Raw genomic sequence first — 25,315 nt, 5'->3', positions numbered from 1 at the left:
TTTCCCGCATGTGCCGTTCGGCACCATCCGCAATGACCAAATTTGTCTTCGTCACCGGTGGCGTTGTGTCCTCCCTTGGTAAAGGGATTGCCGCCGCCTCCCTCGCCGCGATCCTCGAATCGCGCGGCCTCAAAGTCACCATGCTCAAGCTCGATCCGTACATCAACGTCGATCCGGGCACCATGTCGCCTATGCAACACGGCGAGGTGTTCGTCACCGACGATGGCGCAGAAACCGATCTGGATCTGGGCCACTATGAGCGTTTCATTTCCACCCGCATGAAAAAGGTGAACAACTTCACCACCGGCCAGATCTACGAATCGGTGATCCGCAAGGAACGCCGCGGCGAGTACCTGGGCAAGACCGTGCAGGTGATTCCGCACATTACCAATGAAATCCAGGACTACATCCGTCGCGGCGCCGAAGGCTACGACGTGGCCCTGTGCGAAATCGGCGGCACCGTCGGCGATATCGAATCGCTGCCGTTCCTGGAAGCGGCGCGTCAGCTGAGCCTGCGCGCTGGCCGCAAGAACACCGCCTTCGTGCACCTGACGCTGGTGCCGTTCATCGCCTCCGCCGGCGAACTGAAAACCAAGCCGACCCAGCACTCGGTACAGAAACTGCGTGAAATTGGCATCTCGCCGAACGCGCTGCTGTGCCGTGCCGACCGTCCGATCCCGGACGACGAACGCGCCAAGATCTCGCTGTTCTCCAACATCGAAGAGCAGGCCGTGATTTCGGTATGGGACGTCGACACCATCTACAAAGTGCCGCAAATGCTGCACGACCAGGGCCTGGACGCGATCATCTGCGAAGCGCTGGACATCAACCCGGCGCCGGCCGACCTGTCGGTCTGGAGCCGCCTTATCTACACGCTGGAGCATCCGAAAACCGAAGTGTCGATCGGCATGGTCGGCAAGTATGTGGAGCTGACCGAGTCGTACAAATCGCTGACCGAAGCGCTGCGTCACGCCGGCATCCACAACGAGTCCAAAGTGAACATCGAGTACATCGACTCGGAAGAGATCGAAACCACCGGTTGCGACAACCTGGCCAAGTACGACGCCATCCTGGTGCCGGGCGGCTTCGGCAAGCGCGGCGTGGAAGGCAAGATCATGGCGGCCCAGTTCGCCCGTGAAAACAAGATTCCTTACCTGGGCATCTGCCTCGGCATGCAGGTGGCGCTGATCGAATACGCGCGCCACAAGGCCGGCCTGACGGAAGCGAATTCGACCGAGTTCGACCTCGACACCGCCCAGCCAGTCGTCGCCCTGATCGACGAATGGCAAGGCCAGGACGGCAAGGTTGAAAAACGCGACGAGAATTCCGATCTGGGCGGCACCATGCGCCTGGGCGCGCAAACCTGCGCCATCAAGCCAGGCACGCTGGCCTCGGAAATCTATGGCGCGGTGGTGACCGAGCGTCACCGTCACCGCTACGAAGCCAACAACCACTACCTGCCACGCGTGGAAGCGGCCGGCCTGGTGGTGGCGGCCCGTACGCCGACCGAAGACCTGTGCGAAATCATGGAACTGCCACGCACCGGCGATAATGCGCATCCATGGTATATGGGCGTGCAGTACCACCCGGAATTCAAATCGACCCCGCGTGACGGCCATCCGCTGTTCACGTCTTACATCAAGGCAGCGCTGGCCCACAAGGCAGCAGGAGAGGCAGCATGAAACTGTGCGGATTTGACGTCGGCCTGGACAAGCCGTTCTTCCTGATTTCCGGCAACTGCGTGGTGGAGTCGCGCCAGATGGCGTTCGATACCGCCGGCACGCTGAAGGACATCACCACCGAACTGGGCATTCCATTCATCTTCAAGGCCTCGTTCGACAAGGCCAACCGCTCGTCGGGCAAATCCTACCGCGGCCCGGGCCGCGAGCAGGGCCTGGAGATCCTGGCCGCCGTCAAACGCGAACTGGGCGTGCCGGTGCTGACCGACGTCCACTCGATCGAAGACATCGAAGTGGCCTCGAAAGTGGTGGACGTGCTGCAGACCCCGGCCTTCCTGTGCCGCCAGACCGACTTCATCGTCGCCTGCGCGCAGTCCGGCCTGCCGGTCAACATCAAGAAGGGCCAGTTCCTGGCCCCGCACGACATGAAGAACGTGATCGATAAGGCGCGCGCTGCCGCCAAGGAAGCCGGTCTGCCTGACGACAACTTCATGGCCTGCGAACGCGGCGCCTCGTTCGGCTACAACAACTTGGTGTCCGACATGCGCTCGCTGGCGATCATGCGCGAAACCGGCGCGCCGGTCGTGTTCGATGCGACCCACTCGGTGCAACTGCCGGGCGGCAACGGCACGTCCTCGGGCGGCATGCGCGAGATGGTGCCGGTGCTGTCGCGTGCGGCCGTGGCCGTGGGCGTCGATGGCCTGTTCATGGAAACCCATCCCAACCCTGCAGAAGCCCTGTCGGACGGCCCCAACGCCGTGCCGCTGGGCCGCATGAAGGACCTGCTGTCCGTTCTGATCGAACTGGACCGCGCTACCAAAAAAGCTGGCTTCCTGGAGAACAGCTTCAACTAAGCAGCCTGCCCGGTGTGGAAACTTTAACAATGTTCCCTGCACCGGGTACAATTCCCGTTATCCTTGACCTCGCAACGCGCGTAAAGACGCGGCGCGACTTCGTATCGCCTAACTTTGGAGAATGACATGAGTGCTATTGTTGATATTATCGGCCGTGAAGTAATCGATTCGCGCGGCAATCCAACCGTCGAATGCGACGTCCTGCTGGAATCGGGCGTGATGGGCCGCGCCGCGGTGCCGTCCGGCGCCTCGACCGGTTCGCGCGAAGCGATCGAACTGCGTGACGGCGATCCGAAGCGTTACTTCGGCAAGGGCGTCCTGAAAGCCTGCGAAAACATCAACACCGAAATCTCGGAAGCCATCATGGGCCTGGACGCCAATGAACAAGCCTTCCTGGACCGCACTCTGATCGACCTGGATGGTACGGAAAATAAGGCACGCCTGGGCGCCAACGCCATGCTGGCCGTGTCGATGGCCGTGGCCAAGGCTGCGGCGGAAGAAGCCGGCCTGCCGCTGTACCGCTACTTCGGCGGTTCGGGCGCGATGCAACTGCCAGTACCGATGATGAACGTGATCAACGGCGGCGCGCACGCCGACAACAACCTGGACATCCAGGAATTCATGATCATTCCAGTCGGCGCACCGTCGTTCAAGGAAGCCGTGCGTTACGGCGCGGAAGTGTTCCACACGCTGAAAAAGATTCTGCACAAGAAGGGCCTGAACACCAACGTCGGCGACGAAGGCGGCTTTGCGCCTTCGCTGGCCAACCACGAAGAAGCGATCAAGCTGATCATTGAAGCGATCGAGCAGGCCGGCTACGAGCCAGGCACCCAGATCGCCATCGGCCTGGACTGCGCGGCGTCGGAGTTCTACAAGGACGGCAAATACGAGCTGGCCGGCGAAGGCCTGTCGCTGACCGCCACCGAATTCACCAACCTGCTGGCGACCTGGTGCGACAAGTACCCGATCATCTCGATCGAAGACGCGATGCACGAAGGCGACTGGGACGGCTGGGCCATCCTGACCAAGGAACTAGGCAAGAAAGTCCAGCTGGTGGGCGACGACCTGTACGTCACCAACACCAAGATCCTGAAGGAAGGCATCTCGAAAGGCATCGCCAACTCGATCCTGATCAAGATCAACCAGATCGGCACCCTGACCGAAACCTTCGCCGCCATCGAAATGGCCAAGCGCGCCGGTTATACCGCCGTGATCTCGCACCGTTCGGGCGAAACCGAAGATTCGACCATCGCCGATATCGCGGTGGGCATGAACGCACTGCAAATCAAGACCGGCTCGATGTCGCGTTCGGACCGCATGGCGAAATACAACCAGCTGCTGCGCATTGAGGAAGATCTGGGCGATATCGCTTCCTACCCAGGCCGCGATGCGTTCTATAATCTGAAGTAATTAAGCAAGCGCGGCCGGAGCAAATCCGGCCGCATTCACCTCATGCGCCTGATTACGCTCGGACTGGCTTTCCTGCTGCTGTTGATCCAGTACCCGCTATGGCTGGGGAAGGGCGGCTGGCTGCGCGTCAAGGATTTCGAGATGCAGGTCGACGCGGCGCACAAGAAGAACGCCGAACTGCTGGCACGTAACGCCAAGCTCGACTCCGAAGTGCGAGACCTCAAGGACGGCACCGGCGCGGTCGAAGAGCGGGCCCGCTACGAGCTGAGCATGATCAAGCAGAACGAGATCTTCGTTCAGATCGTCGGCAAGGACCAGGCTGCGGCACTCGCCCCGCTGGCGCCCAAGCCGGCAGCATCCACTCCGCCTCATCCCTGATCTCATGACGCTGCGCGCTGGCATATCGTTGATGTTGCTTGCCGCCGTGGCTGCTACCGCTATCACTGTCGCGCCGCTGGTGCGGGCGGCTGATTGCATTCCCATTCGTGTCGGCTATCTGGACCAGAACCGTCCGCCTTACTGGCTGGGCGACGGCGATAAAGTGCCCGACCCGCCCGGCGCGGCGGTCGACCTGATTCTTGATGCCGTGCAGGGTTCCGGGTTTGGTCCCTGTATGCCGATCTGGGTGCGGCTGCCGGCGGCGCGCATCAAGGTGGCGCTGGCCGCTGGCGACATCGACCTGGCGCCGCTGGGCGAGATGAGTTTCTATCCGGCCGAAATCGCCATCCCGCGCGACAAGGCCGGCAATATCGATTTGAACCGCGCCCTGCACAACCAGGTGCTGGTCTTGGTGCGTAAGAGCGACAAGCTGCCGGCCAGCACCAACCCGATGCAATACTTCAAGGGCAAGACGCTGGGCATCCCGATGGGCAACAGCTACGCGCCCCGCCTGCGCGAATCCGGCCTGACGCTGGACGACGGCGCCCGCGACCTCGACCGCAATATCGAAAAACTGCGGCTGGGCCGGGTGGACGGCGTGGTGGTGGCGGCGGTGGCGCCGAAGCACCTCAAGCAGACGCTGGCCAAGTACAAGGGCGAGATCGTGCAGCTGCCGCAGCCGCTGCTCAACATCCGCCTGTGGCTGGCGTTCAACGACAGCTTTTACCACGCCCATCCGCAGCAGGCCGAAGCCCTGTGGACCTGGCTGGACACCAACCGCAGCCGCCTCGGCTACGTCATGCAACGCTACAAGAAGGATTAAGCCATGCAACACATCAGCGCGATCAGCTTGTTTGTGGAAGACCTGCCGGCAGCCAGGGCGTTTTATCTGGATGTGTTTGGCGTGCCGGTAGAGTACGAGGACGACAACTGCACCGTCGTCAAATTCGACAATGTGCTGATCAACCTGTTGCAGATTGCCCATGCGCCGCAGATCGTGGCGCCCGCCGCCGTGGCCCCGCGCGAGGCAGGGTCACGCTTCCAGCTCAGCATCTGGGTGGCGGATGTGCAAGCGGTCTACGAGCGCCTGCAACAGCGCGGCATTGCACTCAACGGTCCGCTGGATCGGCCATGGGGACTGCGCACCATCAACTTTATCGATCCCGCCGGCCACAGCTGGGAAGTCGGCCAGCAATTGGAACGCTGATCCTGCCTCCCGTCGGCTAGAATAAGCTCCCTGGTTTGATCCGAGTCTGGTTTGAGAGTCTTATTTTTTGTCGCCATGCTGGCGCTGTCCAGCGCAAACGCCGCCGAGCCGGCGCTGTCCGCAGCCGATACCCTGAATGTAGCGCAACGCGCCAAGCCGGTTGCTCCCAAGAGCGCCGGTCCGAATGTGCTACGCGCGCAGGTGCTGCTGGACCGCGCGCACTTTTCTCCCGGCGAGATGGATGCGGCCTACGGCAGCAATATGCATCAGGCGATACGCGGCTTCCAGAAACTGCATCAACTGCCGCTGACTGGCAATGTCGACCCCGCCACCTGGCAGGAACTGGAGCGCGATGACGCGCCGGTGCTGGCGGTCTACACGCTGACCGCGCAGGACGTCGCCGGTCCCTATGTGCCGGTGCCGTCCGACATGGCCGGCAAGGCCAAGTTGTCGGCGCTGGGTTACGCCAGCGTGGCCGAAGCGCTGGGCGAGCGCTTCCATTGCAGCCCGGAGCTGCTGCGCCGCCTCAATCCCGGCAAGAAGCTCAACAAGGCCGGCGAACAATTGCTGGTACCGAATGTCGCCATCATCAAGCCACTGCCGAAAGCCGCGTCGATCCTGGTCGACGCGAAAGAGGGCACGCTGACCCTGCTGGACGCCGGCGGCATGCCGTTCGCGCAGTTCCCGGCCAGCACCGGAAGCAAGCACGATCCTCTGCCGGAAGGCCGCTGGCAGGTGCGCGGCGTCGCCACCAATCCCGAATACCGCTACAACCCCAAACTGTTCTGGGATGCCAAGGCCGGCGACACCAAGGCCCGCATCGCGGCCGGCCCCAACAACCCGGTCGGACTGGCCTGGATCGACCTCAGCAAAGAGCACTACGGCATCCACGGCACGCCTGAGCCGGGCAATATCGGCAAGACCCAATCGCACGGCTGCATCCGCCTCACCAACTGGGACGTGATGCAAGTGGTACGCGCCGTCGCGCGCGGCGCCGCCGTATTGCTGCAAGCTTCGTGACAATCTAATAGTTTTCCGCACGGAAATCTCCTTATAATTTCGAAATAATTGTTATTGAGGAAAAACTGTGAGTTCGACTGATCAGAATAGCCCGATTGTTTCGACACTGGACCAGCGTTCCCCCACTTACGGCTGGAATGTCGCCAAGGCGCAGAAATGGCTATTGCTTGGCTTCGTCCTGGAGTTGGCGAGCATGGTGCCGCAGTTAGGCACCCCATTTTTTGTGGTCGGTGTGCTTTTATCGTACTGGGCTGTCTACAGCATGGGAGACGCTTTGCAGGCGCATCACGACGGCTTTTCGACAGGCGGCGGCAGTAAGTGGTTGTTCTTCCTGTGGATGCCCTATATCGGTTTCTTCACATTGCTGATTTTGAACCATAAAGCGACCAGCTTCCTGCGCGACGCAGGGTATTCTGTGGGTTTGTTCGGCGCGCGCCGTAAAAGGCCTGGCGTCTGAAGAAAGCACTGCGCATTCTTTTCCCCTTCAGCTAAACTGCGCATAACTTGCCACGGTCTGTCCCCTATGGGGGCAGGCCCTTGCGTAATGCATCTATTCAAATAGAAAAGTCTGGAGTGGTTATGAAACTGATCGGTATGCTGGATTCACCTTACGTCCGCCGCGTGGCGGTGTCCTTGCAGTTGCTGGGGCTGAAGTTCGAGCACCAGTCGCTGTCGGTGTTCAGCACCTTCGAGCAGTTTCGGCAGATTAATCCGGTGGTTAAGGCGCCAACGCTGGTCGATGAGGAAGGCAATGCGCTGATGGACTCCACGCTGATCCTGCAATATGCCGAATCCATCGCCCGCCCATCGGCGCGCCGCACGCCGTCGATGCCAACCGAATTGATGCGCTCGCAGCGGCTGCTGGGCCTGGCGCTGGCGGCTTGCGACAAGGCAGTGCAGCTCGTCTATGAACGGCAGTTGCGTCCAGCCGAGAAGCTGCACCAGCCGTGGGCTGACCGCGTCATCCTGCAACTGCGCGCCGCGCTGGACGTGCTGGAAGCCGAACAGCAGCAGCAACCATTGGAAGCCACCAGCGCCGCCATGCCGCCGCCCGGCGTGATGCAGGCGATCACCTGGCACTTCATCCAGCAGATGCTGCCGGATGTGGTGTCGGCCGCCGATTATCCGGCCCTGGCTGCGTATTCGCGTGAAGCTGAAGCGTTGCCGGAGTTCCGCGCCGCACCGCATGGCGACAGCACTTACCAAGGCTGACTTGCCACACGTATAATGACGTTTTCGTCACTAATATTGTCCTAGTTTATGCTGCGCGTCTTGCTCGTCTTTGCCTTACTGGCTTCCACCGGCGTCCAGGCCGCCTGTCCACCGGTACGCATCGGCTATATGGACCAGGACCGGCCGCCTTACTGGCTGGGCAAAGGCGCCGAGGTGCCGGACCCGCCAGGCGTGGCCGTCGATTACCTGCGCGCCGCTGCGGCCGCCGCGATTCCATGCCCGGTGCAGTTTGTGCGCCTGCCTGCCAACCGCCTGCGCATCGCGCTGCAAACCGGCGCCATCGACTATCTGCCGATCGAAGAGCGCGCCGAGCTGCCGACCGAGGTAATGCTGCCGCGTGACCGCAACGGCGCGCTGGACCGCAGCCGCGCGGTCCACACCAGCATCATCGTGCTGGTGCGCGCCGCCGACCAGCTGCCGGCCGACACCATCACGCCGCGCTATTTTCAGGGCCGCGTAATCGGCGTGCCGTACGGTGCACCGTACGCGGATACCCTGCGCGACGCCGGCATCAAGGTTGACGAGGGCGGCCGCGACCTGGAAAGCAATGTCGGCAAGCTCAAGCTCAAGCGCGTGGATGGCGTGGCGCTGACGGTCGGCGCAGTCAACGATATGGACCAGTCGATCGCCGAGCGTTACGGCAATGACGTGGTGCGCTTGCGCGTGCCGCTGTTCAGCGGCAATATCTGGCTGGCCACCAATCCGGCCTACTACACCGCGCACCGCGATCAGGTGGAAGCCGTCTGGACCTGGATGGCTACCCACCAGCAGGAGCTGAGCAGTATGATGGCGAAATACTCCCGCAAATAAGGATTTACCGCATGGCAGTCACTTCCTACCTGAACACCACGCCGCAGCTGGGCGAGGGCCTGTACCTGCATCCATCGGCGCAAGTGATTGGCGACGTCACCGTCGGCAAGGATTGCTCGATCTGGTGCAACACCGTGCTGCGTGGCGACGTCAACCGTATCGTCATCGGCAACTGCACCAATGTGCAGGATTTCGCCATGGGCCACGTGTCGCACAAGAATGACAAGAAGCCGAACGGCTCGCCGCTGATTATCGGCGACTATGTCACCATCGGCCACCAGGCCATGCTGCATGGCTGTACCATCGGCAATGAAGTGTTGATCGGCATGGCCGCCATCATCATGGACGATGTGGTGGTGCAGGATCAGGTGATGGTCGGCGCCGGCAGTCTGGTATCGCCGGGCAAGGTGCTGGAGAGCGGCCACTTGTACGTCGGCCGTCCGGCGGTGAAGGTGAGGGCGCTGACGCCGGAAGAAATCGCCTACATGAAGTATTCGGCCGAGCACTATGTGCGCGTGAAGAACAACTATCTGGCCGGCTGATTACAGACGCGCTTATAGCCGATAAGCCGCCAGCCACTGGCTGGCCGCCGCGCTGGCGGCCTTGCTGTCCGCAGCCGAGTGCATCGGAAAAAACACCGCCGCGCCTTTCAGCGCGCCACGGCCGGTCTGCACGCTGAGGCCACCCTCGGCGGCGTGCACTTCCAGGATTTCCGTCCATTTATAACGCGATACCTGGCCGTCCTGGCCGGTCATGTGTACGTAGCGCAGGCCGTCTTCATCGGCTGAAAAATATTCCACTTCCCGTTCCAGCGGCTGCGTATGCAGCAGCCAGCCGCACGCTAGCGTGCCGCCCAGGCTGATGGCCAGCGGCCAGATGGCAGTCAATGCCATTGCCATCAGCGCGCCGGCAAACGCGACCACCGCGCAGGCAGCTGGCGCCCAGCCTGGGTAGCTGGCGGCGGCCATATTGGGCGTGGTCAAAGAAAGACGTTCCATACATGGATTGTAGCGGATTTACCAAGATTGATTGCAATGGCACTTGTAAATGAGAATCATTATTGTTAGGATGTCTCCTTTGCCAGCAATCGTCCATCTTCCGAGAGCCAGCCGTTCAACTTCTCTCTTGGAAAACTATGATCGCTACCCCTACGGGCGCTCGGCATCGGGCCGCGCCATTGTCTCTTCACGTCCGCTCGGCCCTGCTGGTGATGCTGGGTGCCGCCATCCTGCCGGCGGTAGCGCAGGATGCGCCGGCCAAGTCCGCTTCCGAATTGTCGGAGATCCTGGTCAAGGCCAGGCGCGACGACGTTAATTCCACCAAAAACGGCAGCACTACCATGCTGACCTCGCGCCAGCTTGAGCAGAATAATGCCATCGACATGGCCAACATCGCCCGCTACTCGCCACTGGTGGCGGTACCGTCGGCGGCCAGCGGCGGCGGCAATATCTGGGATGGCGCCGGCAATACCGGCATCAACATCCGTGGCGTCGAAGGCAACCGCATCAGCCTGGAAGTGGACGGCATTTCGCTGCCGGATGCGGCCGCGCGGCCGGACGGCACCTCGAACAGCTCGTTCGGCATCGGTCGCGACTACTTCGATCCGGAGACTTTCCGCGAAGTGCGCATCGGTTCCGGCGCCAGCCCGACCGGCGGCGGTACGCCTGGCCTGGGCGGTTCGGTATCTTTCATTACCAAGGACCCGGAAGACTACCTTGACGGCACCCGCAAGGTTTATGGCGAATACAAGTTCGGCCACACCTCGGACCACGGCATGCGTCTGCACGCGGTGACCGGCGCCGCCGAAATTAGCCCGAGCCTGAAAGCTCTGATCGTGGTTGCGCACCGCACCGGCGACCAGTCGATGATCAACAGCACCGCGCCGTCGAATCCTGATGACTGGGATTCGACCGCCGTGTTGGCCAAACTGAACTGGACCATTGCCAAAGGCCAGAAACTGGGCTTCACCATCGACAGCTACAAGAACGAGCACAACCGCGAATTCGACAACAAGGTCGGCTCGTCATACCCGGATGGTGCGACGCAGAACTCCAACACCAAGCGTAACCGCTTCAGCGTCGAGCACCAGTGGACGCCGGTCGGCATCGCCCTGTTCGATACGCTGGACACCAAGCTGTTCACGCAAAAAGCCGAAGTGGTGGACCTGACCCACGCCGACTACATCACCGGCGCGCAGCCCTACGTGCGCGACATCAACACCGGCTACTTCAACGACAGCAAAGGCATCGCCGCCGACGCCACCAAGCAGCTGGCTCCCGGCAATCTGCTGAGCTACGGCGTCAGCTACGAGCAGCAGCAAACCCGTCGTCCATGGAGCGAAGACCGCGTGGTGGTCAAGACCGGCGTGCACCAGGTCACGCTGAAGAACCGCATGGTCGACATGGACACCGACAAATTCGTCGCCTATGTGCGCGACGAGATCGGCTTCACACTGGGCGGCAGGCAAGCCACGCTGACGCCGGGCCTGCGCGGCGAACAGCGCAAGCTGACGCCGAAGAATCTGCAAAGCTACATCGTCGCCGTGCCGAGCGCGGCCAAGGAAATCAAGGAGGAGACCGATTCCTTCCTGACGCCGTCGCTGAACCTGTCGGTGGAAGTGGCGCCGAACCTCAACGCATTTGCGCAGTATTCGCGCGGCACGCGCCTGCCGTCAGCGGCCGAGCGCACCGGCACCTACGACTCGTTCAGCTACACCGGCACCGGCAACGGCTACGCCGTGCTCGGCAATCCCAACCTGCAAAAAGAAACCAGCAACGCCTTTGAAGTGGGCCTGAAAGGCGCGCCGACGCCGGGCGTGGAATTCAGCGCTTCGGTGTTCGACACCCGCTACAGCAACTTCATCGAGTACGCCACGCAGGCGCCGGACCCGGTCAACTATCCGACCATCACCTTCGGCCTGTACCGTCCGGAGAACATCGGCAAGGCTAATATCTACGGCGTTGAATTCAGTTCCAACTTCCAGCTGGGCCAGTGGCTGCCGGCGATGAAAGGCTATAGCGTCAATCTCGCGGCCGGCGCCTCCAAAGGCACGTCGGAAAACACCACGACCGGCAAGCAAGCCGACCTGCCATCGGTGCAGCCGTACAAAGCCAACGCCACCTTCGCCTATGACGATCCGGCCCTGCGCGGCGGCGCGGCACTGACCGCCAGCACCGCGCGCGGCAAGCGCGCCGTCGGCGACGTGCTGACCGGCAGCACCACCACCTTGTTCGATGTGCCCGGCTACAGCGTGCTGGACCTGACGGCGTACTGGAACATCAACAAGCACGTCACCCTCAGCGGTGGCGTCTACAACCTGGGCGACAAGAAATACTGGGACTACGCCTCGTCGCGCAGCCTGCCGGCCGGCACCACGGCCGCCACGCTGGCCGATATCGAACGCCAGACTCGTCCAGGTCGCAACTATGCATTCAACCTCAAAGTGATTTACTAAGGAGCTCGCCATGAAACCCCACCATCGATTTGCCCTGGCGCTGACCGGCGCTTTGCTGATCTCGTCCGTGCCGGCGGTTGCAGCCAGTCTGGCCGAACGCTACGACGCGCTGCGCGCCGAACAGCCGAAGCTGGCGCTGCGCGACGCCGCCGCCAGGCTGAACGTCTCGGAAGCCGAGCTGCTGGCCACCACCGGCCTCGGCAAGACCGTCACGCGTTTGCAGGAAGGGGACAACGTGCCGCGCGAAATCATGCGTCGCGCGCTCGACCTCGGCACCGTGATGGCGCTGACGCGCAATGAAAATGGCGTCATCGAACGCACCGGCGTCGCCACGCGCCTGAAGCCGCAGGAAGAAATCGCCGGCCTCGACGCCGACAAGGAAAAGGAACGCGAAGCACGCCTGCGCAACATCGCTGGCGGCTATCTGGGCGGCGAGATCGATCTGCGCTTCACCTTTAAAAACTGGAAGTACGCGTTTGCCGTGGTACAGCCGGGCAAGGATGGCGCCGTCACGCGCAGCCTGCAATTCTTCGACCAGAGCGGCAACGCCGCGCACAAGCTGTACGTCAAGAGCGAAGCAGGCGTGGCGGTGTTCGACAAGATCGTGGCCGACTTCCGCAATCCGGTGCAAAGCGCCGACCTGAAAGTGGCGGCGGCGCCGCTCAAGCCGGCCTCCAAGCCGGACAGTGCGATCGACGTCAAGGAGTACCAGCTGGCGTGGAATGAACTGAACGATGTGCACCAGTTCAACCGCCTGGTGACCGAGTTCGGCATGTCGCGCGAACAGGCGCTGCGCCTGGGACCGGTGGACAAGGTGCAGCCGATCACGCCGCAGGCAGTGCGTCAGTTGCTGGAAGAGTCGGCCAAGCAGAAGCTGGACATCATGGCCTTCCTCGGCAATGACGCCACGATCCAGATCTACAGCGGCAAGATCGTCAAGGTGCAGGAAGCCGGCGGCTTCTTCAACGTGCTCGACCCGGAGTTCAATTTGCACCTGCGCGACAGCGCCTTCCACAGCGGCTACGTGATCAAGCGCGCCGGCGTGACGTCGGTGGAATTCTTCGATAAGAATGGCGACCTGGTGGTCAGCTTCTTCGGCGTCCGTGAGCGCAACAAGCCGCAGCCGCAAAGCTGGGTCGATATGACCGCGGCGCTGCCGAAAGCCGACGCTACGCGACAGGCCAACCGTTAAAGTCAACAGGCCGGAAGAGACTCCGGCCTTTTTGATTTACAAAGCGGCTTCCAATTCGGCGAGCTGTTTCTCTAGGGTAGATCGCTCTTGGGGATTTTTAATTGTTGGCAATACCTGACGCAGGGCCAGCACATTTGCTTTGGTCAGGGCCTTGTCCGCAGCGGTGGCAACGTCGGGTTTTACGCCATTACCTTCCCAATCGGCTTTGGTGATCGGGTTGATGGAGCGTCCGATTGGGATGACGGCGACCAGGTTAGGATCGATGCGGAACGGCTGGATCGGATGCGCACCGCCGCCGCTGGTTTCACCCACTACCGTAATGCGCTTGATGGCCTGCAGGTTGTAAGTAAAATCTTCCGCTGCGGAGAAGGTGTTGCCGCTGGTGAGCACGTAGACCGGCTTGTCCGCGCCGAAGCGCGCGCCCGGAACGGCGGGATCGCTCCAGAAGGAATTGGTTTCATTATCCGCCCGGTAGTAGATGTCCGACAGATGGATTTTCTGATCGCCCAGCAGGTAGCTGGCCACGTGCGCCACCATGTTCGGGTCGCCGCCGCCATTCTCGCGCAGGTCGATGATCATCGCGTCGCCATTGGCTGCCAGGTTCATGGCGGCCGTCGCGGCTGCCTTGCCGAGATTCGCTTCAAAGAACGCGTCGAACTTGATGTACATGATATTGCCCGGCAGGCGCTCCACCTTTTCAAATCCGAAATTGATGTGTTTGCCCACTTCGGTCATACGCTGTCGCATGTCATCCGGCATGCCTTGCTTGGCAGTGGGGCGAGGCATATCAGGCCGTGCATTGGGGACGTAGCGGATGCTCAGGTGTTTGTCCGGGTTGGCGGCCTGGATATCGGACGTCAGCATTTTTGCGAACTCCTCATCCGTCGCAATCTTCTCGTAGTCACCCTTGCGCAAATGGTCGCGAACGGCGGCGGCCATCTTGTCGCCTGCGTCAGCGTAAATGTATTTGGCGGACAGGCGTTGGGCCAGCAGATCGACGGCGCCGGCCTTGTCGGCGGCGCTCAACGGCTGCGACGATGGCGCCGCTGCGGCAGGCCCCGGTGCTTGTGCGTGCGCGGTAGTGAGGGTGACGGCGCAGAGGGTCATGACTGCTGCGGGAAGGAATTTACGCATAGGCTTCAGCTCCATAAGTATGAATAATTTATCAGGATGCAATCGGGAGTGATCGTGCTGGAAGCTTAACTGTTGACTTGTTTATAAGCTGGCGCATGCGACGAACAGGCATATACGCGGCATAAAACAGATGTGGGAGGAGTGAACAGGCTTGGGGGCAGTTCTTCGGAACTGACCCCGGGTTGTTTAGCCGAGGGCGGCGCGGCCTAGGGCGGGGTCGTCGGTGAAGAAGCCGTCGATGCCGGTGGCGATGTAGCGTTTGATTTCGGCGATGGAGCCGGCTTCGTTGCGGACGGCGTCGCCGGCGCTGTTGCGGAAGTCGGCGGCCAGGAAGTGGTTCTCCGGACGGAAGGTCCATGGCTCCACCCGCAGGCCGGCTTTGTGCGCATCTTCCACCAGCGACGATGGCGCATCCAGCGAACCGTCTTTTTTCAACGGGATGATGCTGCGCGTCGGCGGCGCTACCACGTCGGCGTACTGGGCGATGTCGCGCAGGCCGGCTGGCGTGCACATTTGTGCGAAGGTCAGCGTGCCGCCGGCGGCTGCCACGTCCATCGGCCGCACGTTCTCGCCGATCACCAGCTGCATCAGGCGCAGGTTGGCACGGCGGCCCAGCTTGCCGCGCAGGTATTTCAGGTTGGCCACTTCAAACGACTGGATCTCGATGGGATTGCGGCGCGTGTAGTCGTGCGCCGCGATGATCGCCAGGAAGCGGTCTTCCAGCGGCAGGCCGACGCTGGCGAAGTAGGTCGAGTGTTTCAGCTCCGGCACGATGCCGACGATGCGGCCGCGCGCTGCCGACTCGGCCGCGACGAAGTCGATGATTTCTTCGAACGTCGCCACCTGGAACATGCCGTTGTACTGCGCGCTGCCCGGACGGTATTGCGGAATCCGCTCCACCGCGCGCAGCGTTTTCAGTTCGGCCAGCGTGAAGTCGTCGACGAACCAGCCTTCGTGGGTTTCGCCGTCGATGGTTTTGCGGGTCTTGCGGCTGGCAAATTCCGGACGGCTGCTGACGTCGGTGGTCTCGCTCAGGAAGGCTTCGTGACGCGCCACCAGCACGCCATCCCTGGTGCTGACCAGGTCCGGCTCGACATAGTCGGCGCCGTCGGCAATCGCTTTGGCGTACGAGGCCAGCGTATGCTCGGGACGCAGCGCACTGGCGCCACGATGGCCGAAGATCAGCGGACGCGGCTGCACCACGCCGACCGGACCGACACCCGGCATGCCGGACAGGTCCGGCGTGGCGAACGCACCCGGCGTCAGCATACTGGCCGCGTGCGACAGGCCCGGCAGCAGCAGGGCGGCGCCGGCCGCGCCGGTCGCCACTGCCGCGGTCTGGATGAAGCCGCGACGAGACAGGCGCTTAGGCAAATAAAGTGTGGTCATCAGAAGTCCGCCATCAAAGTCAGGAAGCCCTGACGAGGTGCAATTGGGAAGGTATTGTACGTGCCGCTGGCCGCGCCGACCACCACGTTGAGGTCACCCTCGCGATTGGCCAGGTTCGTCACGTTCAGGCGATAGCGCGCGTTTTTGACCCAGCCGCCGTTCATGAATGGCAGCTTGCCCGATACGCCCAGGCTCATCAGGAAGTAGCTCTTGACCGACAGGTCGTTGGTGAAGGTGGCGTAGCGCTTGCCGACGTAGTCGCCGATCAGCTGGAACTCGGTGTCGGCCACGGTCAGGGTGGCGACGGTCTTGTTCATCCACTCCGGGCTGCCTGGCACTTTCTTGCCAGCGGTTTGTACGGTGTCTTTGCCGTTCAGGTAGTTGTCGTCGTACTTGGAGTCGTTGTACGACAGCGCGTTGTACAGCGAGAAGGTGCGGCCGAAGTGGGCGGTCGCCGACAGGTCGATGCCGTTGGTCTTGACGCTGCCGACGTTGGTCAGCACCGCCAGGTTGCCGCCGATAATCGACGAGATTACCGACGTCGGGCTGATCTGCAGCAGGCGGTCCTTGAAGTCGACGTGGTAGACGTTGATCTGGCCGTCGATCGCGCTCAGCGCACCCCAGTTCAGCTGGTGACTGCTGCGCAGGCCGGCTTCGTAGGTGATCGAGGTTTCCGGCTTCGCGGTCTGTTTGAACAGGTCAAACGCGGCCTGGCTCGACAAGCTCCATGGCGACGCGCCGCCACCGCCGTAGGTGACGAACTGGCGCATGTTTTTCTGCACGTTGAAGAAGGCCTGGTCTTGCGCGGTGATATCCCAGCGGCCGCCGATTTGCGGCAGGAACCATTTCTTGGTGTCGATATTACCGACCGGCAGTGCGGTCGAGCCGGCAATCGCGCCGTTCTTCGGCTGCACCGGGAACTGGCCATCGGCAAATTGCAGGCTGGATTTGAAGCCGGCCAGCAAGGTCATGTCCGGACGCAGACGCCATTCGTCTTGCAGGCTTAGTTGGGCGACCTTGTTGTCGATCTCGCTGCCGTACTGGGTGATCAACGGGTTGCTCGGACGGTCGTATGGCGAGCTAGGATTGTTGACATCCAGCGCGTACCAGCGGCGGTAGGCCGACGAGCGGTTGTGCTCGAACCACAGGCCGGCTTGCAGGGTGTGGTCGCCGAGTTCGGTCTTGAAATTCGACAGCCAGCCGTTGCGGTTGATCGCGTATTCGGTGGTGCGGGTGGCGTAGCCGGAGTTGCCGAACACCTGCTTCAGGTTCTGGCCCGGGAAGTAGACCGCGAACAGCGCCGGCAAGCCTGCCACGCCGATAGGACCGGCCACCACGCCGACGCCGTCGTCGTTATGGTAGTAGATCTGGTTGGACCAGGTGGTGGTGTCGTTGATGTTCCAGTCGTACTTGGCGTAGGTCAGGTAATCGGTACGCTGCGCATCGCTGTAGTAGTTGCGGTAGTTGTTGCCGTCCGCAGCAGGGGTGCCGCCGGTGGGCGACAGGTAGTTCACCGCTTGCTGGAAGTTCGGATACATGAACGGACGGGTGTACGGCTGGTACTTCTCGGTAGCCGAGCGCACGGTGCTGTCTTCGTTCGGCTCGATCTTGTCCGAGTACGCGAAGTACAGGGTCAGCTTGCCGTTGTTGCCGTTGTTGACGAACTTGGCGTTGACCTGGTCGCCGCCCTGGCGACCGTTGAAGTCCCAGGCCTTCTGCTCGTGGTGCACGGCCGAAATGTAGGCGCTGTTGCCGTCGCCGAAGTTGCCGGTGTCGTAGCGGACGAACGTGCGCGAGGTCTTGTAGCTGCCCACGGTCTGTTGCACGGCGACGTTCTGGTTGGCCAGCGGGTTGCTGGAGAAGGTCTCGATGGTGCCGCCCAGGTTGCTGGTGGAAGCGGTCGACAGGTCGCCGGCGCCCGACGACAGGATCACGCTGCCGACGTTTTCGCTGGTGATGGCGCGCTGTGGCGACAGGCCGTTGTAGTTGCCGTATTGCTGGTCGCCCAGCGGCACGCCGTCCAGCGTGTAGCCCAGCTGCGAACCGCTGAAGCCGTGGATGAACAGCGACAGATTCTGTTCGTTATTGCCCCATGGATCGGCGGTCTGGAAGCTGACGCCCGGCAGGGTTTGCAGCGCCTTCAGCGGGTTAATGCCCGGCAGGATTTTCTGCATGTCGCTCTTGCTCAGGTCGACCGACGAGCGGGTCTTGCGGGTGGCCACTTCGACGGTGGCGATCGGACCGGCGGCGGCGGCCTCGGCCTCCGAAGCAGTTTCGACGGCGGCAGGGGTATCAGCCATTTCGGCAACAGCGGCGGCAACGTTGGCTGCCATCGCCAGCATAGGCAGGCTCAGCACGGCGAAGCACACTACGGAGAATTTCTTGTTCATGAATTGTCCAGATTAAGGGATGAATAACGCTGCGCATCATAGGTGGCAAGTGTGACCGGATCATGACGCGCACATTGCGTTACACTGCTGTCTGGCAATAAGGAGAAAGCTACATGCGCAGAATATTCTTGGCGGCGCTGCCACTGCTGTTGGCAGCCTGTTCAATCGACCAGTCGCGGCTGGGCCATTTCGTCACCCAGACCGTGCAGCCCGGCATGCCGATGGAGCAGGCGCTGGTGCGCATGCAGGCCGAAGGCTTTTACTGCAACGCCGGCAGCGGCGCCGACGCCGTGATCAGCTGCACCCGCACCTACGAGCGGCTGGTGCAGAAGAATTGCCTGGAACGGGTCGACCTGGTGCGCAGCGCCTCGTCCGCCAAGACCGTGGGCGCCATCGATGTGCTGGAAGTAAAGTGCCCTAAATGATCAAGCGTCCCCGTTTTTTGCCGGATAACTTTACGCTGGCGATGATTGCGACCGTGATCGCCGCCAGTTTCTTCCCCTGCCATGGGCAGGGCGAAATCATCTTCAATAACGTCACCCACGTGGCGGTGTCGCTGCTGTTCTTCCTGCACGGCGCCAAGCTGTCGCGCGAGGCGGTGATTGCGGGAATCACGCACTGGCGCTTGCACCTGCTGGTGATGCTGTGCACCTTCGCGCTGTTCCCCTTGCTGGGACTGCTGCTCAAGCCGGTGCTGACGCCGCTGGTGACGCCGGACCTATACCTCGGCATCCTGTTCCTGTGCATGCTGCCATCGACCGTGCAGTCGTCGATCGCCTTCACGGCGGCAGCGCGCGGCAACGTGCCGGCGGCGATTTGCAGCGCGTCGGCGTCGAACCTGTTCGGGATTTTCCTGACGCCGGTGCTGGTCGGCTTGCTGACCTCGGCGCAGATGGCCGGCGGTTCGCCGTTGGACTCGGCCTTGCAGATCGCCTTGCAGCTGCTGCTGCCGTTCATCGCCGGCCAGATCGCGCGGCGCTGGATCGGCGGCTGGGTCGAGCGCAACAAGGCGTTGACGCGGCTGGTGGACCAGGGCTCGATCCTGCTGGTGGTCTATACCGCGTTCAGCGAAGCGGTCGGGCAGGGCTTGTGGCACGACGTGTCGTGGGCCACGCTGGCCGGGCTAATGGTGGTGAATGCGCTGCTGCTGGGATTGGTGATGTTCATCAGCGCGCAGGCGGCGCGGCGGCTGGGGTTCAATCGCGAGGACCGGATTGCGATCGTGTTCTGCGGTTCCAAAAAGAGCTTGGCCAGCGGGGTGCCTATGGCCAAGGTGCTGTTCGCAGGCGGCGCGCTGGGCGCCGTGGTGTTGCCGTTGATGTTGTTCCACCAGTTGCAGCTGATGGTGTGCGCTGTGCTGGCACAGCGCTACGCCAAGGAAGTCGATTAAATGGGATCCCCGCGTTCGCGGGAATCCATACTTAGTGCTTGACTTCGCCGGCCGGTAACAAGGCTTCGACCGGGTCATTGCTGACAAACAGCTGCGCGCAATCGACCTTGTCGTACTCGTAGTGCTGGCCGCAGAAATCGCAGTTGACGCCAACATGGCCCAGCTCGGCGATCACGCTTTCCACTTCTTCGCGGCCCAGCATCTTCAGCATATTGCCGACCTTTTCGCGGGTGCAGCTGCAATGGAACTGCGGGTGCAGCGGATCGAACACGCGGATCGTCTCTTCCCAGAACAGGCGCTGCATCAGCACCTCGATGCCGGTCTCCAGCAGTTCCTGCTCCTTCAGCGTGGAACCCAGCATGACTGCGCGGTTCCAGGTTTCCAGCGCATCTTCTTCGCTGACCGGCGTGGCTTCCGCCTTGCCGCCGTGATGCGGCAGCTTTTGCAGCAGCAGCCCGCGCGAGACATTATCGTCCGCCGCCAGCCACAGCTTGGTGTCCAGCTGTTCCGAGCGCAGCATGTAATTTTCAATCACGGTCGCCACGTCGTCGCCGTCCAGCGGCACGACGCCCTGGTACGGCTGCTGGCCCGGCATCTTGTCGAGCGGATCGAGTGTGATGATGAAGCGGCCATTGCCATGCGGGTTCAGTAGCGTGGTCAGGTTGGCGTCGTCGGCGATCGCCAGGTCCGGATTCAGCTTGGCAGTGGCGCGCAGGCGCAGCTCGGCGTCGCACTCAACCACCAGCAGGCGCACCGGACCGTCACCATGAATCTGCATGATGATCGAACCGTTGAACTTCAGGTTCGCCGACAGCAGCGCCGCCGCCGCCGTCATCTGGCCCAGCAGCTTTTTGACCGCGACCGGGTATTCGTGACGCGACAGCACTTCGCGCCAGGTGGCGGAAATGTCGATCAGCTCGCCGCGCACGGCAGCGTTATCGAAGATGAATTTTTGCAGGGTGTCCTGGCCAGTGATGGTAATGCTCATTATTTATCCGATCTTTTTGAGTTGCGTCTTGAACAGTTGACCGCGTTTTACGTAGCTGTCGGCGCTGCCTTGCAGGGCGGCGACTTCTTCCAGCGATAGCTGGCGCGCCACCTTGGCCGGCGCGCCGATGATCAGCGAATGGTCGGGGAAGGTCTTGCCTTCGGTGACCAAGGCGCCGGCGCCCACCAGGCAGCCCTTGCCGATCACCGCGCCATTCAGGATCACGGCCTGGATGCCGACCAGCGAACCGTCGCCGATGGTGCAGCCGTGCAGCATGGCCTGGTGGCCGATGGTCACGTTGCGGCCCACACTCAGCGGGTAGCCCATGTCGGTGTGCATCACCGTGCCTTCCTGGACGTTGCTGTTTTCACCGATGGTGATACGCTCGTTGTCGCCGCGCAGCGTCGCACCAAACCACACCGAAGTGTTGTCGTGCAGGCTGACCTTGCCAATCACAGTGGCAGAATCGGCAACAAATGACGATGCAGCTATCTCGGGCGTGTGATCGCCCAGTTGATATATAGACATTGGAACCTGGTTGAGTGCGGTGGGATGGCGCTATTTTACGCTTGCTTTTTGTTTTCAAAGCTAACGAACGGTCGTGCTATTATTTTGCTTTGCGCCAGTAAGCATCCGATATGGCGCTGCCGTTCCTAATTTCAAGGTCCACGTAATGAGCATTCACACTCCGTCCCGTTCTGAATTCCTGACCATTCGCGGCCTGCGCTGCCACGTGCGCCACTGGGGCCGGGAAGGCGCACCCAAGCTGTTCATGATGCACGGCTGGATGGATGTGGGCGCCTCGTTCCAGTTCGTCGTGGACGAGTTGAAGGGCGACTGGCATGTGATCGCGCCGGACTGGCGCGGCTTCGGCCTGTCGCAGCGCAACGGGCTGGATACCTACTGGTTCCCCGATTACCTTGCCGACCTGGACGCCATCCTGCGCCACTATTGTCCGGATCAGGCGGTTTATCTGCTGGGCCACAGCATGGGCGGCAACATCGTCGGCCTGTATGCGGGCGCGCGGCCGGAGCGCATCCGCAAGCTGATCAACCTGGAAGGCGCCGGCCTGCGCAGCGCCAAACCGGAGCAAACGCCGGGCCGCTACGCCAAGTGGATGGACAGCCTGCTGGAGCAGCCGGAGATGCGCACCTATCCGAATCAGGCCGCCGTGGCCGCGCGCCTGCAAAAGACCAATCCGCGCCTGAGCGACGAGCGCGCCGCCTTCCTGGCGCAGCACTGGTCGGCCCAGAATGACGCCGGCGAATGGGAAATCCTCGGCGATCCGGTGCACAAGCAGGCCGGTCCGCTGCCGTATCACGTGGATGACGTGATGGCCTGCTGGCAGGCGATCACGGCGCCGGTGCTGTGGGTGGAAGCCGACCAGACCAATATGTGGGACTGGATGGGTGCCAAGCCGGCCGGGCGCGTGGAACTGGAGCGCCGCCTGTCCCATCTGCGCGACGTTACCAGCAAGATGGTCTACGATGCGGGCCATATGCTGCACCATGATCAGCCTCAAGCGCTAGCGGAAATGATAGAGGAATTCCTCGCCGGCTAACGTTGTACAATGCCTGTTATGAAAGTTGATCTGCATTGTCATTCCAACGTCTCCGATGGCGTTCTGGCTCCGGCTGCCGTGGCGGAAACCGCGCGCAAGGCCGGGGTCGACGTCTGGGCGCTGACCGACCACGACGAGGTGAGCGGCATTCCGGCCGCGCGCACCGCTGCCGCCGCGCAGGGCATGCGCTTTGTCACCGGCGTCGAGATTTCCATTACCTGGGCCAACGAGACGGTGCACATCGTCGGCCTGCAAATCGACGAGAACAACCAGGCGCTGGTGGATGGCCTGGCCTGCACCCGTTCCGGCCGCGACAACCGCGGCCGCGAGATCGCCAGGCAGCTGGAATTGATCGGCATCGAGGGCGCCTACGAAGGTGCGCTGAAATACGTCGGCAATCCGGACCTGATGTCGCGCACCCACTTTGCGCGCTACCTGGTCGAGATCGGCGCCTGCGCCAATACGGGCGAGGTGTTCAAGAAGTATCTGTCCGAAGGCAAGCCGGGCTATGTGCCGCATTGCTGGGCCTCGCTGCAGCAGTCGGTCGACTGGATTCGCGGCGCCGGCGGCATCGCCGTGATCGCCCACCCGGGCCGTTACCGCTTCACGCAGCTGGCGCAGGGCCAGTTGTTCGAGGAATTCAAGCAATTGGGCGGCGCCGCCATCGAGGTGGTGACCGGCAGCCACACCCCGGACCAGTATCCGGAATACGCGCAGTTGGCAAACTACTACGGCTTCCTGGCCTCGCGCGGCACCGATTTCCACGCGCCGGGCGAATCCCGCGTGGATTTTGCCGCCTTGCCGCCGCTGCCCGCCAACGTCACACCAGTCTGGCACGACTGGTTCTAAGCCGCGCGGTGAAATCGCTGCAAGATTACCGGTGGCATCTGGCCGCCGGGCTCTTGATTTTGCGTCCGCCCGGTCTTACCTTATTATTTCGGCAAACTGTCCGTACCGGAGATTCTTGATATGAAACGCATTGTCCTGTTTATTGCTACCAACCTCGCTGTGATGGTGGTGCTGTCCATCGTCCTGTCGCTGCTGGGTATCGGCCGTCCGGGCTCGGGCAGTACGCTGCAGCTGGGCAGCCTGCTGGCGTTTTCGCTGGTGGTCGGCTTTACCGGCGCTATCTTTTCGCTGCTGATCTCCAAGCCGATGGCCAAATGGTCGACCGGCGCGCGCGTGATCGACAATCCGTCCAATTCCACCGAGCTGTGGCTGGTGAATACCGTCAAGGCACTGTCCGAACGCGCCGGCATCGGCATGCCGCAGGTGGCCGTCTACCCGGGCGAGCCGAACGCCTTCGCCACTGGCGCCTTCAAGAATTCGGCATTGGTGGCCGTTTCCACCGGCCTTCTGGAAAGCATGAACCGTGACGAGGTCGAAGCCGTGCTGGGCCACGAGGTGGCGCACATCGCCAATGGCGACATGGTCACCATGACCCTGATCCAGGGCGTGACCAATACCTTCGTGGTGTTCCTGGCTCGTATCGTCGGTTTCTTTGTCGACAACATGCTGAACAAAAACGAAGAACGTCGAGGCCCCGGCATTGGCTACATGATCACCGTGTTCGTCTGCGAAATCGTGTTCGGCCTGCTGGCGTCGCTGATCGTGGCCTGGTTCTCGCGCCAGCGCGAATTCCGCGCCGACGCCGGTTCGGCCAAGCTGCTGGGCAGCACCGTGCCGATGCAGCACGCGCTGGCCCGCCTGAACGGCGTGGAGCCGGGCGCGCTGCCGCAGTCGTTCGCGGCCTCGGGCATCACCGGCGGCGGCGGCTGGGGTGCGCTGTTCTCGACCCATCCTCCTTTCGAGCAGCGTATCGCCGCGCTGCGTGCAGTACAATAAGGCATGAGCCAATTTTTCCAGGTCCATCCCGTCAATCCGCAAGCCCGCCTGATCAAGCAGGCGGCGCAGATCATCCATGATGGCGGCATCGTCGCCGTGCCGACCGACTCCAGCTATGCGCTGGTTTGCCATCTGGACGACAAGGGCGCCGTCGAGCGCCTGCGCCGCATCCGTGGCATTGACGAAAAGCACCATCTGACCCTGCTGTGCCGCGATTTGAGCGAGCTGGGCGTCTACGCCCGCGTTGACAACCGCCAGTTCCGCCTGCTGAAGGCGGCCACGCCGGGGCCGTTCACCTTTATTCTTGAGGCCACCAAGGTGGTGCCGCGCCGTCTCAGCCATCCCTCGCGCAAGACCATTGGCCTGCGCGTGCCGGAAGATAACATCGTCAATGCGTTGCTGGCCGAGCTCGACCAGCCGTTGCTGGGCAGTACGCTGATTATGCCGGGCGAGACCGAGGCGCTGAATGACGCCGACGTCATCTGCGACCGGCTCGGCAAACAGCTCGAGCTGATCATCGACGGCGGCGCCTGCTGCATGGAGCCGACCACCGTCATCGACCTGACCGGTCCTGAAGCCGTACTGGTGCGCCAGGGCCGGGGCGACGCCAGCGCATTCGGACTCTGATTCCACATTAGGCGAGGGCGCCGGCCTTTGACGGCGCCGCAAGTAGGCAATCCAGCCTCTGGTAGAATCCCGCTCCATGAACGACATTGACAGTATTGTCCAGGCCATCGCGGTGGCCTTGATTCCCATCCTTTTTGCCATTTCGCTGCATGAAGCCGCTCACGGCTTCGTCGCCCGCTATTTTGGCGATCCGACCGCCGCCAACGAGGGCCGCCTGACCGCCAACCCGCTTAAGCACATCGACCCGTTCGGCACCGTCCTGCTGCCGCTGATGCTGGCGCTGGCGCACCTGCCGCCGCTGGGCTATGCCAAGCCGGTACCGGTGGACTATGGCCGTCTGCGTAATCCGAAGAAACAGATGGCGTTCGTCGCTGCCGCCGGCCCCGCCGCCAACTTCGTCATGGGTTTCGGCTGGATGGTGTTGTGGGTGGTACTGATTCGTGGCATGAACTTCGAACAGCATGATTTCTTCGTGCAAATGGCCGAGGTGGGCGTGCTGGTCAATTGTTCGATGTGCGTGTTCAACCTGATTCCGCTGCCGCCGCTGGACGGCGGCCGCATCGTCACTGGCCTGCTGCCGCTGTCGATCGCGCGCCACTACGCGAAAATCGAGCGCTACAGCCTGATCGTGTTCATCGGCCTGATCGCGATGGTCTACTACGGTTTGTTGAGCGGCTATATGCGCGCTGGCAGCGCGATCATGCAGTCCATCTACGGTATTCTGGTCAAACCCCTCCTTATCCTGTTGAGTTGA

General features: G+C 62.2%; 26 protein-coding genes. 20 read left to right on the top strand and 6 right to left on the bottom strand.

Features of this window, described 5'->3' with window-relative positions; translation table 11 throughout:
- Positions 1–32 precede the first annotated feature (32 nt).
- The 11 genes from pyrG (at position 33) to HH213_RS03670 (ending at position 9,133) form a co-directional block, all read left to right on the top strand.
- Positions 33–1,682, top strand: a complete 1,650-nt coding sequence (gene pyrG / locus HH213_RS03720; protein WP_169110867.1) for a CTP synthase — start codon at positions 33–35, stop codon at positions 1,680–1,682.
- Positions 1,679–2,533, top strand: a complete 855-nt coding sequence (kdsA, locus tag HH213_RS03715) for a 3-deoxy-8-phosphooctulonate synthase (RefSeq protein WP_110844633.1) — start codon at positions 1,679–1,681, stop codon at positions 2,531–2,533. Before pyrG ends, kdsA begins: the two co-directional genes overlap by 4 nt.
- A 126-nt stretch (positions 2,534–2,659) precedes the next feature.
- A complete protein-coding gene (gene eno / locus HH213_RS03710) occupies positions 2,660–3,943 on the top strand; it encodes a phosphopyruvate hydratase (RefSeq protein WP_110844632.1) in 1,284 nt (427 codons plus the stop codon).
- A gap of 42 nt (positions 3,944–3,985) precedes the next feature.
- On the top strand, positions 3,986–4,321 hold the full coding sequence (gene ftsB / locus HH213_RS03705) for a cell division protein FtsB (protein WP_169110865.1): 336 nt from the start codon (positions 3,986–3,988) through the stop codon (positions 4,319–4,321).
- Between the two features lie 31 nt (positions 4,322–4,352).
- Positions 4,353–5,144, top strand: a complete 792-nt coding sequence (locus HH213_RS03700; protein ID WP_229263272.1) for a transporter substrate-binding domain-containing protein — start codon at positions 4,353–4,355, stop codon at positions 5,142–5,144.
- Between the two features lie 3 nt (positions 5,145–5,147).
- Complete coding sequence (locus HH213_RS03695; protein ID WP_169110863.1) at positions 5,148–5,528, top strand: VOC family protein; 381 nt, start codon at positions 5,148–5,150, stop codon at positions 5,526–5,528.
- Between the two features lie 51 nt (positions 5,529–5,579).
- Positions 5,580–6,548, top strand: coding sequence for a L,D-transpeptidase family protein (locus HH213_RS03690; protein WP_229263271.1), 969 nt, complete (start codon positions 5,580–5,582; stop codon positions 6,546–6,548).
- A gap of 67 nt (positions 6,549–6,615) precedes the next feature.
- Complete coding sequence (locus tag HH213_RS03685) at positions 6,616–7,005, top strand: hypothetical protein (RefSeq protein WP_169110861.1); 390 nt, start codon at positions 6,616–6,618, stop codon at positions 7,003–7,005.
- Between the two features lie 122 nt (positions 7,006–7,127).
- Positions 7,128–7,760, top strand: a complete 633-nt coding sequence (locus tag HH213_RS03680) for a glutathione S-transferase (protein ID WP_110844627.1) — start codon at positions 7,128–7,130, stop codon at positions 7,758–7,760.
- Between the two features lie 60 nt (positions 7,761–7,820).
- The gene (locus HH213_RS03675; RefSeq protein WP_169110859.1) at positions 7,821–8,591 is read left to right on the top strand and encodes a transporter substrate-binding domain-containing protein; all 771 of its coding nucleotides are present in this window, start codon (positions 7,821–7,823) and stop codon (positions 8,589–8,591) included.
- Positions 8,592–8,602: 11 nt separating this feature from the next.
- Entirely contained in the window at positions 8,603–9,133 is a 531-nt protein-coding gene (locus HH213_RS03670; protein WP_169110857.1) for a gamma carbonic anhydrase family protein, read from the top strand.
- A 12-nt stretch (positions 9,134–9,145) separates the two neighbouring features.
- On the opposite strand, the gene HH213_RS03665 is transcribed toward HH213_RS03670, so the two are convergent.
- Positions 9,146–9,589, bottom strand: a complete 444-nt coding sequence (locus HH213_RS03665) for a hypothetical protein (RefSeq protein WP_146235868.1) — start codon at positions 9,587–9,589, stop codon at positions 9,146–9,148.
- A gap of 179 nt (positions 9,590–9,768) precedes the next feature.
- On the opposite strand from HH213_RS03665, the gene HH213_RS03660 reads away from it, so the two are divergent.
- Positions 9,769–12,045, top strand: coding sequence for a TonB-dependent hemoglobin/transferrin/lactoferrin family receptor (locus HH213_RS03660; RefSeq protein WP_229263270.1), 2,277 nt, complete (start codon positions 9,769–9,771; stop codon positions 12,043–12,045).
- A 10-nt stretch (positions 12,046–12,055) separates the two neighbouring features.
- Entirely contained in the window at positions 12,056–13,237 is a 1,182-nt protein-coding gene (locus HH213_RS03655; protein ID WP_169110853.1) for a hemin-degrading factor, read from the top strand.
- A 36-nt stretch (positions 13,238–13,273) separates the two neighbouring features.
- Here the strand turns inward: HH213_RS03655 and HH213_RS03650 are convergent, their stop codons facing one another.
- From HH213_RS03650 to HH213_RS03640, 3 genes are all read right to left on the bottom strand, one after another.
- Positions 13,274–14,371 (bottom strand): S41 family peptidase, encoded by a 1,098-nt coding sequence (locus HH213_RS03650; protein ID WP_169110851.1) that lies wholly within the window; start codon positions 14,369–14,371, stop codon positions 13,274–13,276.
- A 186-nt stretch (positions 14,372–14,557) separates the two neighbouring features.
- Positions 14,558–15,760, bottom strand: a complete 1,203-nt coding sequence (locus HH213_RS03645) for a glycerophosphodiester phosphodiesterase (protein ID WP_169110849.1) — start codon at positions 15,758–15,760, stop codon at positions 14,558–14,560.
- A complete protein-coding gene (locus HH213_RS03640; protein ID WP_217363489.1) occupies positions 15,760–18,150 on the bottom strand; it encodes a TonB-dependent receptor in 2,391 nt (796 codons plus the stop codon). Before HH213_RS03640 ends, HH213_RS03645 begins: the two co-directional genes overlap by 1 nt.
- 113 nt (positions 18,151–18,263) lie before the next feature.
- Between HH213_RS03640 and HH213_RS03635 the strand changes: the two genes are divergently transcribed.
- Together HH213_RS03635 and HH213_RS03630 are read left to right on the top strand one after the other, a co-directional pair.
- Complete coding sequence (locus HH213_RS03635) at positions 18,264–18,575, top strand: hypothetical protein (RefSeq protein WP_110844618.1); 312 nt, start codon at positions 18,264–18,266, stop codon at positions 18,573–18,575.
- A complete protein-coding gene (locus tag HH213_RS03630) occupies positions 18,575–19,540 on the top strand; it encodes a bile acid:sodium symporter family protein (RefSeq protein ID WP_110845607.1) in 966 nt (321 codons plus the stop codon). Before HH213_RS03635 ends, HH213_RS03630 begins: the two co-directional genes overlap by 1 nt.
- A 31-nt stretch (positions 19,541–19,571) precedes the next feature.
- On the opposite strand, the gene hslO is transcribed toward HH213_RS03630, so the two are convergent.
- Entirely contained in the window at positions 19,572–20,528 is a 957-nt protein-coding gene (hslO, locus tag HH213_RS03625; protein ID WP_169110847.1) for an Hsp33 family molecular chaperone HslO, read from the bottom strand.
- A gap of 3 nt (positions 20,529–20,531) precedes the next feature.
- A complete protein-coding gene (locus HH213_RS03620) occupies positions 20,532–21,056 on the bottom strand; it encodes a gamma carbonic anhydrase family protein (RefSeq protein ID WP_169110845.1) in 525 nt (174 codons plus the stop codon).
- Positions 21,057–21,201: 145 nt separating this feature from the next.
- Between HH213_RS03620 and HH213_RS03615 the strand changes: the two genes are divergently transcribed.
- From HH213_RS03615 to HH213_RS03595, 5 genes are all read left to right on the top strand, one after another.
- Positions 21,202–22,089, top strand: coding sequence for an alpha/beta fold hydrolase (locus tag HH213_RS03615; protein ID WP_169110843.1), 888 nt, complete (start codon positions 21,202–21,204; stop codon positions 22,087–22,089).
- 9 nt (positions 22,090–22,098) lie between these two features.
- Positions 22,099–22,938 (top strand): 3',5'-nucleoside bisphosphate phosphatase, encoded by an 840-nt coding sequence (locus tag HH213_RS03610; protein WP_169110841.1) that lies wholly within the window; start codon positions 22,099–22,101, stop codon positions 22,936–22,938.
- Positions 22,939–23,058: 120 nt separating this feature from the next.
- Complete coding sequence (gene htpX / locus HH213_RS03605) at positions 23,059–23,934, top strand: protease HtpX (protein WP_169110839.1); 876 nt, start codon at positions 23,059–23,061, stop codon at positions 23,932–23,934.
- Between the two features lie 3 nt (positions 23,935–23,937).
- Entirely contained in the window at positions 23,938–24,561 is a 624-nt protein-coding gene (locus HH213_RS03600) for an L-threonylcarbamoyladenylate synthase (protein ID WP_110844612.1), read from the top strand.
- 76 nt (positions 24,562–24,637) lie between these two features.
- On the top strand, positions 24,638–25,315 hold the full coding sequence (locus HH213_RS03595) for a site-2 protease family protein (protein WP_110844611.1): 678 nt from the start codon (positions 24,638–24,640) through the stop codon (positions 25,313–25,315).

Source organism: Duganella dendranthematis (assembly GCF_012849375.1).
Taxonomy (GTDB): domain Bacteria; phylum Pseudomonadota; class Gammaproteobacteria; order Burkholderiales; family Burkholderiaceae_D; genus Rugamonas; species Rugamonas dendranthematis.
Note: the sequence above shows the minus strand (reverse complement) of the source record. Positions and strands in the feature narration are given on the sequence as shown.

Bases quoted from the DNA above. Each gene is read 5' to 3' on its own strand.
- hslO (WP_169110847.1), bottom strand. From the start codon at position 20,528: ATGAGCATTACCATCACTGGCCAGGACACCCTGCAAAAATTCATCTTC.
- HH213_RS03610 (WP_169110841.1), top strand. From the start codon at position 22,099: ATGCCTGTTATGAAAGTTGATCTGCATTGTCATTCCAACGTCTCCGAT.
- HH213_RS03645 (WP_169110849.1), bottom strand. From the start codon at position 15,760: ATGACCACACTTTATTTGCCTAAGCGCCTGTCTCGTCGCGGCTTCATC.
- eno (WP_110844632.1), top strand. From the start codon at position 2,660: ATGAGTGCTATTGTTGATATTATCGGCCGTGAAGTAATCGATTCGCGC.
- ftsB (WP_169110865.1), top strand. From the start codon at position 3,986: ATGCGCCTGATTACGCTCGGACTGGCTTTCCTGCTGCTGTTGATCCAG.
- HH213_RS03665 (WP_146235868.1), bottom strand. From the start codon at position 9,589: ATGGAACGTCTTTCTTTGACCACGCCCAATATGGCCGCCGCCAGCTAC.
- HH213_RS03670 (WP_169110857.1), top strand. From the start codon at position 8,603: ATGGCAGTCACTTCCTACCTGAACACCACGCCGCAGCTGGGCGAGGGC.
- HH213_RS03700 (WP_229263272.1), top strand. From the start codon at position 4,353: ATGTTGCTTGCCGCCGTGGCTGCTACCGCTATCACTGTCGCGCCGCTG.
- HH213_RS03680 (WP_110844627.1), top strand. From the start codon at position 7,128: ATGAAACTGATCGGTATGCTGGATTCACCTTACGTCCGCCGCGTGGCG.
- pyrG (WP_169110867.1), top strand. From the start codon at position 33: ATGACCAAATTTGTCTTCGTCACCGGTGGCGTTGTGTCCTCCCTTGGT.
- HH213_RS03695 (WP_169110863.1), top strand. From the start codon at position 5,148: ATGCAACACATCAGCGCGATCAGCTTGTTTGTGGAAGACCTGCCGGCA.
- kdsA (WP_110844633.1), top strand. From the start codon at position 1,679: ATGAAACTGTGCGGATTTGACGTCGGCCTGGACAAGCCGTTCTTCCTG.
- HH213_RS03600 (WP_110844612.1), top strand. From the start codon at position 23,938: ATGAGCCAATTTTTCCAGGTCCATCCCGTCAATCCGCAAGCCCGCCTG.
- HH213_RS03650 (WP_169110851.1), bottom strand. From the start codon at position 14,371: ATGCGTAAATTCCTTCCCGCAGCAGTCATGACCCTCTGCGCCGTCACC.
- HH213_RS03620 (WP_169110845.1), bottom strand. From the start codon at position 21,056: ATGTCTATATATCAACTGGGCGATCACACGCCCGAGATAGCTGCATCG.
- htpX (WP_169110839.1), top strand. From the start codon at position 23,059: ATGAAACGCATTGTCCTGTTTATTGCTACCAACCTCGCTGTGATGGTG.
- HH213_RS03640 (WP_217363489.1), bottom strand. From the start codon at position 18,150: ATGAACAAGAAATTCTCCGTAGTGTGCTTCGCCGTGCTGAGCCTGCCT.
- HH213_RS03655 (WP_169110853.1), top strand. From the start codon at position 12,056: ATGAAACCCCACCATCGATTTGCCCTGGCGCTGACCGGCGCTTTGCTG.
- HH213_RS03595 (WP_110844611.1), top strand. From the start codon at position 24,638: ATGAACGACATTGACAGTATTGTCCAGGCCATCGCGGTGGCCTTGATT.
- HH213_RS03635 (WP_110844618.1), top strand. From the start codon at position 18,264: ATGCGCAGAATATTCTTGGCGGCGCTGCCACTGCTGTTGGCAGCCTGT.
- HH213_RS03615 (WP_169110843.1), top strand. From the start codon at position 21,202: ATGAGCATTCACACTCCGTCCCGTTCTGAATTCCTGACCATTCGCGGC.